The 10372-nt window shown below is 62.1% G+C and carries 16 protein-coding genes; 9 read left to right on the top strand and 7 right to left on the bottom strand.

What is annotated here, in order from left to right; translation table 11 throughout:
* The 6 genes from K9B33_RS10250 to K9B33_RS10225 all read left to right on the top strand — a co-directional run.
* The coding region (locus K9B33_RS10250; protein ID WP_224548520.1) for a serine protease at positions 1-653 on the top strand (653 nt) is incomplete at its 5' end.
* 163 nt (positions 654-816) lie between these two features.
* Positions 817-1011, top strand: a complete 195-nt coding sequence (locus K9B33_RS10245; RefSeq protein WP_224548518.1) for a stability determinant — start codon at positions 817-819, stop codon at positions 1009-1011.
* A complete protein-coding gene (locus K9B33_RS10240) occupies positions 1011-1286 on the top strand; it encodes a type II toxin-antitoxin system RelE/ParE family toxin (protein ID WP_224548516.1) in 276 nt (91 codons plus the stop codon). The genes K9B33_RS10245 and K9B33_RS10240 overlap by 1 nt, the downstream gene beginning before the upstream one ends.
* A gap of 19 nt (positions 1287-1305) precedes the next feature.
* Positions 1306-1569 carry a hypothetical protein gene (locus K9B33_RS10235; protein ID WP_224548514.1) on the top strand — a complete coding sequence of 88 codons (264 nt, stop codon included), beginning with the start codon at positions 1306-1308 and terminating at the stop codon, positions 1567-1569.
* An 87-nt stretch (positions 1570-1656) separates the two neighbouring features.
* A complete protein-coding gene (locus K9B33_RS10230) occupies positions 1657-2694 on the top strand; it encodes a hypothetical protein (RefSeq protein WP_224548512.1) in 1038 nt (345 codons plus the stop codon).
* 348 nt (positions 2695-3042) lie between these two features.
* Complete coding sequence (locus K9B33_RS10225; protein ID WP_066603914.1) at positions 3043-3255, top strand: cold-shock protein; 213 nt, start codon at positions 3043-3045, stop codon at positions 3253-3255.
* 35 nt (positions 3256-3290) lie between these two features.
* Here K9B33_RS10225 and K9B33_RS10220 read toward each other — a convergent pair whose 3' ends face one another.
* Positions 3291-3887: a hypothetical protein gene (locus K9B33_RS10220; protein ID WP_224548511.1), complete on the bottom strand. Its 597-nt coding sequence runs from the start codon at positions 3885-3887 to the stop codon at positions 3291-3293.
* 122 nt (positions 3888-4009) lie between these two features.
* On the opposite strand from K9B33_RS10220, the gene K9B33_RS10215 reads away from it, so the two are divergent.
* Together K9B33_RS10215 and K9B33_RS10210 are read left to right on the top strand one after the other, a co-directional pair.
* Entirely contained in the window at positions 4010-4213 is a 204-nt protein-coding gene (locus K9B33_RS10215; RefSeq protein ID WP_224548510.1) for a hypothetical protein, read from the top strand.
* Between the two features lie 186 nt (positions 4214-4399).
* The gene (locus K9B33_RS10210; RefSeq protein ID WP_224548509.1) at positions 4400-4759 is read left to right on the top strand and encodes a glycine zipper 2TM domain-containing protein; all 360 of its coding nucleotides are present in this window, start codon (positions 4400-4402) and stop codon (positions 4757-4759) included.
* Between the two features lie 55 nt (positions 4760-4814).
* Here K9B33_RS10210 and K9B33_RS10205 read toward each other — a convergent pair whose 3' ends face one another.
* The 4 genes from K9B33_RS10205 to K9B33_RS10190 all read right to left on the bottom strand — a co-directional run bounded on the left by K9B33_RS10205 (position 4815) and on the right by K9B33_RS10190 (position 8265).
* The gene (locus K9B33_RS10205) at positions 4815-5747 is read right to left on the bottom strand and encodes an electron transfer flavoprotein subunit alpha/FixB family protein (RefSeq protein WP_224548508.1); all 933 of its coding nucleotides are present in this window, start codon (positions 5745-5747) and stop codon (positions 4815-4817) included.
* Positions 5744-6493 (bottom strand): electron transfer flavoprotein subunit beta/FixA family protein, encoded by a 750-nt coding sequence (locus K9B33_RS10200; RefSeq protein ID WP_224548507.1) that lies wholly within the window; start codon positions 6491-6493, stop codon positions 5744-5746. The genes K9B33_RS10205 and K9B33_RS10200 overlap by 4 nt, the downstream gene beginning before the upstream one ends.
* 113 nt (positions 6494-6606) lie before the next feature.
* Positions 6607-7806, bottom strand: a complete 1200-nt coding sequence (gene sucC / locus K9B33_RS10195; protein ID WP_224548506.1) for an ADP-forming succinate--CoA ligase subunit beta — start codon at positions 7804-7806, stop codon at positions 6607-6609.
* 138 nt (positions 7807-7944) lie between these two features.
* On the bottom strand, positions 7945-8265 hold the full coding sequence (locus K9B33_RS10190; RefSeq protein WP_224548538.1) for a hypothetical protein: 321 nt from the start codon (positions 8263-8265) through the stop codon (positions 7945-7947).
* 70 nt (positions 8266-8335) lie between these two features.
* On the opposite strand from K9B33_RS10190, the gene K9B33_RS10185 reads away from it, so the two are divergent.
* Complete coding sequence (locus K9B33_RS10185; protein ID WP_224548505.1) at positions 8336-8734, top strand: low affinity iron permease family protein; 399 nt, start codon at positions 8336-8338, stop codon at positions 8732-8734.
* 9 nt (positions 8735-8743) lie between these two features.
* Here K9B33_RS10185 and K9B33_RS10180 read toward each other — a convergent pair whose 3' ends face one another.
* Positions 8744-8917 (bottom strand): hypothetical protein, encoded by a 174-nt coding sequence (locus K9B33_RS10180; RefSeq protein WP_224548504.1) that lies wholly within the window; start codon positions 8915-8917, stop codon positions 8744-8746.
* A gap of 115 nt (positions 8918-9032) precedes the next feature.
* A complete protein-coding gene (gene nhaA / locus K9B33_RS10175) occupies positions 9033-10241 on the bottom strand; it encodes a Na+/H+ antiporter NhaA (RefSeq protein ID WP_224548503.1) in 1209 nt (402 codons plus the stop codon).
* Positions 10242-10372 lie beyond the last annotated feature (131 nt).

The following is a 10372-nucleotide window of genomic DNA, read 5'->3' as shown; positions in this document are numbered from 1 at the left end:
ATAAACCAATGAGTACCTTGGGCTGGTTACCAGAATGGATTGCACTTCAAGTCTCAGTCGCCTTCGACGAAGGCAGCGAATTTCTTCGCCTTAAGCATGAAACATGGCAAATAGATTTATATGATGAAAATGGAAATCCGAAATGGCTTATTCATCCGATTCATGGCACCGACATTGACGTTGGTGTTTTGCCAATTGATAATTTAGATGTCGACGGCAGACTGTATAATGAACCAGTAAATACTCATGACGAATGGATTTCTTTTTCCGGTCGGGTTGGCGATGATGCGTTCGTGCTGGGCTTTCCTAAAGGAATGGATGGTGGAAAGGGATTTCCATTATGGAAACGTGCATCGATTGCCAGCGAAACAAATTTCGATGTCAAAAACCTTCCTTTGATATACATAGATACTGCAACAAGAGAAGGGATGTCAGGATCACCTGTTGTCGTCTTACGTCGAGGATGGATCATGCCTGATGGTGAGGAAGATTTTTCGAAAGCAGTGATTGGTGAAGGCCTTAACTTTCTTGGAGTGTATTCTGGCCGCATAGGCGATGATGAATTGGGTGTACAAATTGGCATAGTTTGGAAACATACGGTAATTGATGAAATTATAACTGGAGGCATCGCCGGAACTTCAGTATTTCCTTGAAATAATTCAGATTTATTACAGATTCGTTATAGTTTTATTGATACTGCGAGTATCACTCTACCTACTCAGCGAATGACCGAATATTTTGCCAGATCCAGGCCATATCGGATCGACCCGCAGACACTACTATTGCTCCAATGCGCCTATTTGATACATTATGCTTATGACCAAGCTCACCCCCATCGAGTCCGAGTTCGCGACGACCGAAGACGCGGAAGCCTATGACGCATGGTTCCGTGCGGAGGTCGAGGCCGCCATGGCATCGGACGAACCCGATATCCCCCATGACGAAGCCATGGCCCGGATGCAGGCCATTATCGGCCGCCGCAAAAAGGCGGACGAGCGCAATACGACATAGTGCTGCCGGTCGTCTGGAGAGCCAGCGCTCTACGAAAACTCGAAAACGTCATCGACTATATCGAAATACGGAATCCGGCGGCGGCCGACCGCATAGGCGCTGCGATCCGGTACGCAGCCGATCGCCTGTCCGACCATCCCTATCTTCACCGTCCCGGCCGTGTTCCCGGCACGCGGGAGGCTGTGGTTCATCCCAACTATATCCTCGTCTATCGCGTCATGGCCGACCGGATTCAGATACTTGCGCTCCACCATAGTCGCCAGCAATATCCCTGAAGATATCCGGGGGCCGCATATGAACGACATCGTCAATCTCGGGATTTTCTTCGTCTGCCTGGCACTGCCGTTCGTCGCCATGCCCCTCCTCTGGCGGCGCATGAAGCGCGTCCGCAACGAAACCTATCAACACAGGAAGCAGGAACGGCGCGCCCAGCCATGGGAAGAATCTCTTGGCTCGGACGGCGAAGTCCGGCTCGCCCGATCCGGCAGCCCGAATGACGATCTCATCGACCTTGGCAGCAAGGCGCGCGAAACCCGCTGGCCGATCGACAATCCCTGACCTTCCTAAAAATCCTATTCCGCTGTCCTACACGCCCCTTTTCTGTCCATCCTACCGGCAAACCCCTCAGCCGGAGGCACGCGACCCATGTCCTATCACGACCCCATCCTCCCCACCCCCGCCCCCGCGCCGCAAAGCCGCGTCGATGGCTGGAGCCCCGCGCGCCAGCGCCGCTTTCTCGAAGTCCTCGCCGCGACCGGCGTCATCCGCCTCGCCTGCGAAGCCGTGTTCATCACCACCCGCTCCGCCTACACGCTGCGCATCCGCCGCGACGGCGCGGCCTTTCGCCTGGGCTGGGACGCGGCGATCCTGATCGCCCGCGCGCGGCTGGCCGACACCTTGCTCGCCCGCGCCATCATGGGGACGGAGGAAACCATCCGCCGCGATCCCGACAATTATGAAATCACCCGCCACCGCCACGACAACCGGCTCGCCATGTCGATGCTCGCCCGGCTCGATCGCATGGCCGATTGCCCGGCCGAGGGGTCCGACGCCGCGCTCGCCCGCGTCGTCGCGCAGGATTTCGCCGCCTATTGCGACATGCTCTGCCCGGAAGCCGACGCCCAGGCCGAAGCCGACCGTCTCGGCCTGCCCCGTACCGGCGCGGAACCGGCCGCACGAACCATGGACGACGCCACCCTCTATGACGGCTCCATGCCCGATACGCCCGCCCCGGTCGACGCCGAAACACCCCTCTCCTCCGGCGCATCGGCAGCCCTCTTCGTCGCCGCGCGCATGGCGCTGCACAAACCGCAAAATCCGCACTTTTCCGTCGATGATGAACGGTGTGAACTTCGGCCCCCGCCGCCCCCGAATCTTACCGATCTCCCGCCGGACGAAGCCGCCCATCGGCTGCGCGGCCTCTGGTGGGACGACCGGCTGGACCGCTGGCGCACCGATTTCCCGCCCCCGCCCGATTTCGACGGCGACGCCAGCGACAGCATCTACGACGTCGATAATTATGAGCGCGACCTGACGGAGGCGGAGGAAGAGGCGATCGCCGCCCAGCAGGAGGCCGAACGCCGCCCCTATGAACAGGCCGCCGCCCTCGCCCGCGACGATTTCTTCGGCTTCGTCCTGGCGCGGGACGCGGGGTGCGCGGCGGTGACGGCCGGGGCGGGATGATCGGGCGGTGTGCGTGATGCCATCGGCGCTGCCTGTGAAAGCGGGAGCGCCCCTCCCTCCGTTCGCCCTGAGCCTGTCGAAGCCTGTCCTGAGCGACTGCCGCAGGCAGACAGTCGAAGGGGGCCTTTCTTCCTGCGGGGGGACAGGTGCGACAGTGGCCGCCTATCCGCCATCGGGTTCACGCCCCACCCCTATTTGCTATTTAGCCCCCCATGCCCTATGTGGGGGATGCTACAGTCGCAAATCGACGGTTCTCGGCGCTTTGCGGCACCTGTTTCCTTCTTTCCCTGCCCCTTTAGCGATCCGGTGCGACCACACGGGCCGCGCCGCACGAAAGAAGGAACTACCATGAGCATCGTCGGAACCGTCAAATTCTTCAACGCCGACAAGGGCTATGGCTTCATCGCTCCCGATGACGGCAGCCCGGACGCGTTCGTCCACATCACCGCCGTCGAGCGCGCTGGCCTCGCCACGCTGCGCGAAAAGGACCGCGTCTCCTACGATCTGGAGCAGGACCGTCGTGGCAAGATGGCCGCTGTCAATCTTCAGCACGCCGAATAAACGGGGATGGCGGGCGCTCCGGCGCCCGCCTCCTTTTACGGCTGCTGGTCCATATAGACCGAGCCGACCAGCAAGATCGCGATCAGCGCGACCAGCAGCGCGCCGTTGATCCAGCGATGGCGCACGAACAGCAGGGCGATCAGCGCCCCGAACAGCCCCAGCAGCGCCAGCCCCATCCAATAATCGGCATCTGCGCTCAGGGCCGGCCCGGTCGATGGCCGATAGATTTCCAGCGCGATCTGGCCGATGATGCTGCCGATATTGGCGCACAGCACGCCGCCGATCACCAGCCTTTTGTGCCGGTCGTACCAATGATCGAAATCGGGCCATTCCTCCGGTTCGTCGGGAAAGATCAGGGTCGCGGCCAGATAATAGACCCCGACCAGCGCCAGCACCGCCGTCAGCGTCAGATAATTGGCGTCCATCTGCGCCCGCGCCTCGTATGCCGTCAGCCAGAAGCTGGTCAGGTCGAGCAGCACGAACAGCCCCAGAAGCGGCGTTAGCCAGCCGATCCGCACCGCCCTGGCGCCCCGCTTCAGCTTGAGCGCCCTGGAAAAGCCGCCCAGCACCTCGCTGATCGCCAGCCCCAGCAACAGCCCGAAGGCCGCGAACACCAGATCGAATCCCGACATTCGGCTCCCCCGACGCACCGTCCGTCGCAAGCCTAGCAAAAGCGGCCGTCCAGGCAATGCGGCTTGGAACCCCCGGCCCCGCCGCCGGTTATCTCCCCGAACCCGCAACAATGGAGCATCCCATGATCCGCACCCTGATCTTCGGCGCCATCGCCGGCTATGTCGGCAAGAAACTCTACGACGAAGGCAAGCTGACCGAATTCAAGAACGACCTGGTCACCCGCTACAACGACGCCAAGACCAGCCTGGCCGACGAACGCGCTACGGCGGATACGTCGCCGCTCGTCACGTCGGCTGGCGCGATCAACCGGCCGCTGCCCAACTAACCCACTATCCCCATCCGGCGGCCCAGTCCCCCGCTCGTCGCCGGTCACCGCCCGCTCGCAGCCGCTCCCCCTCTCGCGGCCGCAGCGGGCGGTCTTCTTTTCACCTCGAAATTGTACCGCCACGCAACCACCGCCGCTGCGCCGGGTTGTTGCAGCCAGCAGGGTAACAAAAGAAGGAGAGACCCCGTGCAAAAACCCATTCTCGCCGTCGCCATGCTGGCGATGCTACCGCTTGGCGCCTGTATGTCGGACAATGGCGGCGGTGGCGGCTATGGCTATGACCGCCCCAGTGACCGCCGCGGCCCGCCCCGTCATCATCGCCGTCCGATCCGCGACAATGACCAGATTTACCGCGACAGTGACGGCCGCTATTATTGCAAGCGCGACGACGGTACCACTGGCACGATTGTCGGCGCGATTGCTGGCGGCGTCTTGGGTAACATCATCGCACCGGGCGGCTCGAAGACGCTGGGCACCATCCTGGGCGGCGCGGGCGGCGCCTTGGCGGGCCGCGCCATCGACAAGAACGACATCAACTGCGAATGACAAGAAAAGGGCGCGGCCATCGCTGGCCGCGCCCTTTTCCCGATCGCTCGCAAGGTCAGAGCTTGCCGGTCAGTTCCGGCACGACCTTGAACAGATCCCCGACCAGGCCGATGTCCGCCACCTGGAAGATAGGCGCATCCTCATCCTTGTTGATGGCGATGATGGTCTTGCTGTCCTTCATGCCCGCCAGATGCTGGATAGCCCCGGAGATACCGACGGCAACATAGACTTCGGGCGCGACGATCTTGCCCGTCTGGCCAACCTGATAGTCGTTGGGGACATAGCCCGCGTCGACCGCCGCGCGGCTCGCACCAACCGCGGCGCCCAGCTTGTCGGCGAGCGGGAAGATCACTTCCTCAAAGGTCGGCCCATCCTTGAGCGCACGACCGCCCGACACGATGATCTTGGCGCTGGTCAGTTCGGGACGCTCCAGCTTGGCGATCTCGGCGCCGACGAAGCTCGACAGCCCCTTGTCGCCGGTCGAGGCGACGGCTTCCACCGCACCGCTGCCGCCGTCGCGATCCGCCTTTTCGAAGGCCGTGCCGCGGACGGTGATGACCTTCTTGGCGTCCTTGCCCTTGACGGTGGCAATGGCGTTACCGGCATAGATCGGGCGCGTGAACGTGTCCTCGCTCTCGACCGACAGGATGTCGCTGATCTGCATGACATCGAGCAGCGCGGCGACGCGCGGCGCGATATTCTTGCCGTTGCTGGTCGCCGGCGCGACGAAGGCGTCATGATGGCCCATCAGTTCGACGATCAGCGGCGCGACATTTTCCGGCAGCGCATGGCCATAGGCCGCGTCGTCGGCGACATGGACCTTGCCCACGCCCGCGATCTTGGCGGCGGCGGCGGCGACGCCATCGACGCCCTGGCCCGCGACCAGCAGATGCACTTCGCCCAGCCTGGCGGCGGCGGTGATGGCGGAAAGGGTCGCGTCCTTGACGGCGCCGCCCTCATGTTCAACCCAAACAAGTGTCTTGCTCATGCGGCAACTCCCAGCGCTTTCAGCTTGGCAACCAGTTCATCGACGTCGGCGACCTTGACGCCGGCCGAGCGCTTGGGCGGTTCGGCGACCTTGAGCGTCTCCAGCCGCGGGCTGACGTCCACGCCGTAATCGGCGGGGGTCTTCTGCGCCAGGGGCTTGGATTTGGCCTTCATAATGTTGGGCAGCGACGCATAGCGCGGCTCGTTGAGGCGCAGGTCGGTGGTGATGATCGCCGGCATCGACAGCTTCACCGTCTCCAGCCCGCCATCGACTTCGCGGGTCACGTTGACGCTGCCATCGGCGACTTCGACCTTCGACGCGAACGTGCCCTGCGGCAGGTTCAGCAGCGCAGCCAGCATCTGGCCGGTCTGGTTGCTGTCATCGTCGATCGCCTGCTTGCCCAGGATGATGAGGCCAGCGCCTTCTTCTTCCTGCACCTTGGCGAGCAGCTTGGCCACGCCCAGCGGTTCGACCTCATCGTCGGTCTGGATCAGGATCGCCCGGTCCGCGCCCATGGCGAGTGACGTGCGCAGCGTTTCCTGCGCCTTGGCGACGCCGATCGACACCGCGATCACCTCGGTCGCCACGCCCTTTTCCTTCAGGCGGATGGCTTCCTCGATCGCGATTTCGTCGAACGGGTTCATGCTCATCTTGACGTTCGCCAGATCGACGCCCGTCCCGTCCGCTTTCACGCGCGGTTTCACATTATAGTCAATGACCCGCTTCACGGGCACAAGGATCTTCATTTCCAACATCCTCCAGTTTCACGCCATCGCCCGCCAACGCGAACAAGGACGTGGGCGGCCCGTTTCCGGACCACCCACGCCCCATGGCGTATCTCGTTAGGTGGGGTCGTGCCTCAGGCCGCCTTCCTCACTTCCGCCACGATCTTCTTCGCTGCATCGCCCAGGTCGTCCGCGGGGACGATGGCCAGGCCGGACGAAGCCAATATGTCCTTACCCTGCTGGACGTTGGTGCCTTCCAGACGGACGACCAGCGGCACCGACAGGTTCACTTCCTTGGCGGCAGCGACGATGCCATTGGCAATGATGTCGCACTTCATGATGCCGCCGAAGATGTTCACCAGAATGCCCTTCACCGCCGGGTCCTGCAGAATGATCTTGAACGCCGCCGTCACCTTCTCGGTCGTGGCGCCGCCGCCGACGTCCAGGAAGTTTGCGGGGAATTCGCCGTTCAGCTTGATGATGTCCATCGTCGCCATGGCCAGGCCAGCGCCGTTCACCATGCAGCCGATGTTACCGTCCAGCTTGATGTAGGCGAGGTCGTACTTGGAAGCCTCGACTTCGGCCGCATCTTCCTCGGTCAGGTCGCGCAGTTCGGCGATATCCTTGTGGCGGAACATGGCGTTGCCGTCGAAACCGACCTTGGCGTCCAGCACCAGCAGATTGCCCTGCTCGGTCAGCGCCAGCGGATTGACTTCGATCTGTTCGGCATCGGTGTCGAGGAACGCGGCGTAAAGCGACGAGGCGACCTTGGCCGCCTGCTTGGCGAGGTCACCGGTCAGGCCGAGCGCTGCGGCGATCGAACGGCCGTGATGCGGCTGGAAACCTGCGGCCGGGTCGACCGCAAAGCTGTGGATCTTTTCCGGGGTCGAATGGGCGACTTCCTCGATGTCCATGCCGCCTTCGGTGGACACGACGAAGGCGATCCGGCTGCTGCCGCGATCGACCAGCAGCGCCAGGTAGAATTCCTTGGCGATGTCGGCGCCGTCGGTGATGTAGAGGCGGTTGACCTGCTTGCCCGCATCACCCGTCTGGATCGTGACCAGCGTATTGCCCAGCATGTCGGTGGCGTGGGCCTTGACCTCATCCAGGTTGAAGGCGAGGCGGACGCCGCCCTTGGCTTCTGCGCTAAGTTCCTTGAACTTGCCCTTGCCGCGGCCACCGGCGTGGATCTGCGACTTCACGACATAAAGCGGTCCGGGCAGCTTCTTGGCGGCTTCGACGGCTTCCTCGACCGAGAAAGCGGCATAGCCGGCCGCGATCGGCGCGCCATATTTCGCGAGGAGTTCCTTCGCCTGATATTCATGAATATTCATAGGGCCTGCCCTTTTCGCTGAAATCTGATGTCAGCGGCTAAGCACAGCACCAGGCGAGGCGCTAGAAAATTTCGCAAAATGACTTTGCAAAATTGCAAAGCCAATGACGCCATTCCACCCCTTCATCCGCAAAAGCGATCAGACTGTGCAGGCCAGCGCCGATATACTGGTAACCGCAAAAATCTCAGGATCATGTAAAGCCCGCACCTTGTGCAACAGTTGATCTACGGAGATTTTGCCGCTGTGAGACTTGCGGAGCGAAGCGAGCAACTGGAGCCTTCGCAACTGGGTCAGGCTCAGTCGATCGGCCATCCGCTCCGCCATGCAACCTGCCATACGCGGCGAGAGGCCGGCCTCTTCAAGCCCGGCGCGCAAGCGTGATTCGGGCGACAAGGAAGTGCAAGCGGGCAGGAGAATAAGGGTGGCAGCCGACAAGGCGCGTGACGAAATCGAACGCATGGCGCTTTTCATGGCCGCGCCTGGCTGAACAGGAGATAAATGCACCGGTTTTGCAAAGGAAGAATCAGCCATGGATCGGATTTTCGCAGCGATGTCGCACCGGGTCGCCAACTGGGCCGGTCAGCCGTTTGCCTTCGTCCTGGCCTTGGGCACGGTCATTCTCTGGCTCGCGACCGGCCCCGTCTTCCATTATTCCGATACGTGGCAGTTGGTGATCAACACCGGCACCACCATCATCACGTTTCTGATGGTGTTCCTGATCCAGAATGCGCAAAACCGCGATGGCTCGGCGATTCAGGCGAAGCTGGACGAACTGATCCGGGCGGTCGAAAACGCCCGCAACGATTTCATCGGCATCGAACATCTGACCGAAGCGGAACTGCAACGGATCAAGACCGTCCTGGAACGGGAATGCGGCGACGACGCGACCCATCGTCTGGCGATCGACAGGCTGATCCAGCGACGTTGACCCGATCGGTCAATGCGCGTGGATGATCAGCCGTTCATTTTCCCGACGATAGGCATCGATCCGATCAGTATAGCTTTGCGCAAGGCTTTCATAAGCGTCTCGCCCCTTGTCCGATCGGCTGGACTGCGCGCGTATCAGGGACATCTGCTGGCGATGCAGCAGGTAGTTGACGTCCATCTCCATAGTCGCCCTCCTCCCGTCCAAGTTCGAAGAGATTGGTCGATTGGCCAAGGTTGCATACGACTCGCAACATCAGCACCTATAGACTAGCACTCCCGCTACCCGTTGGCGAACCCGCTTATCGCGCCGCCGAGGCGGCCGGGCGCGCAATCCAGCGCAAAACCGCATATCCCGATAGAGCGGACAACAAGGATCCCAGCAGTATCCCTCCCTTCGCTTCCTCGACCAGCAGGGGTTGGCCGGGAAAGGCGAGCGCGCCGATGAACAGGCTCATGGTGAAGCCAATGCCGCATAGCATCGCCATGCCATAGACCTGGCTCCAGCTTGCACCGGCCGGGCGCTCCGCAAATCCCAGGCGTACCGCCGCCCAGACCGCACCGAAAATGCCCAGTTGCTTACCCAGGAACAGGCCAAATGCGACGCCCAGCGACAAGGGGGCGAACAGCATCGCCAATGCCTCCCCGCCTAGGCTGAGTCCGGCATTGGCGAACCCGAATAGCGGGACGATCAGATAGGCGCTCCAAGGATGGATGGCATGTTCCAGCCGGTGCAGGGGACTGTCCGCCGCATCGGGGGCGCCTGGTGTACAGCGCACAGGCACCGTCATCGCCGCCAGCACGCCCGCGACCGTGGCGTGGACACCCGATAGCAGCATCAGGAACCACAGGAGGGCAAATCCCAGGAGATAAGGGGCCAGCGCCTTCACCCCCGCACGATTGAGGCCGTACATCAGCGCCAGCACGCCCGCAGCGCCCGCCAGCGCCGCCAGATCAAGGCCATGGCTGTAGAAAAGGGCGATGATGGCCACCGCCCCCATATCGTCCACGATGGCGACGGCGGTCAGGAACAGTTTGAGCGAGGCTGGCGCGCGACGGCCCAGCAGCGCCAGCACGCCAATCGCGAAGGCGATGTCGGTTGCCGCCGGAATGGCCCAGCCATTGCCCAGCGCCGGCCGCCCGGCCGTAACCAGTAGATAGACCAGTGCCGGGGCGGCCATGCCTGCGACCGCCGCCAGGATCGGCAGGCGTCGCCTGTCCCAGGTGGACAGGCCGCCATCCAGGAACTCGCGCTTGATCTCCAGCCCGACCACCAGGAAGAAAATGGCCATCAGCCCGTCGTTGATCCAGAGATGCAGCGTCATAGGCCCGATCCGCGACGACAATGTCGGCCCCAGCGGCGCATGGAGCATGTCATGGTAGAGATGCCCGGTCGCGCCCGGCAGATTGGCCAATATCATCGCCGCGCCAGCCGCGATCATCAGCAATATCGCCCCGCCGGTTTCCCCCGTCAGAAAATCGCGCAATGCGGATCGCGGCGGTCGATTCATGCCTGTCTGTCCTTTCGGCTGCACCGGCGAAGGCAAAAACTCATGCCTTCGCCAGGATTTCCAAGGGCTTCTGCGTAAAATATGCAAAAGACTTGGAACGATGTGACGCAAATGGCATCCTCTCTCGCATA

The sequence above is a fragment of the Sphingobium sp. 3R8 genome (assembly GCF_020166615.1).
GTDB classification, from domain to species: domain Bacteria; phylum Pseudomonadota; class Alphaproteobacteria; order Sphingomonadales; family Sphingomonadaceae; genus Sphingobium; species Sphingobium bisphenolicum.
This window is presented reverse-complemented; position numbering and strand designations above follow the sequence as displayed.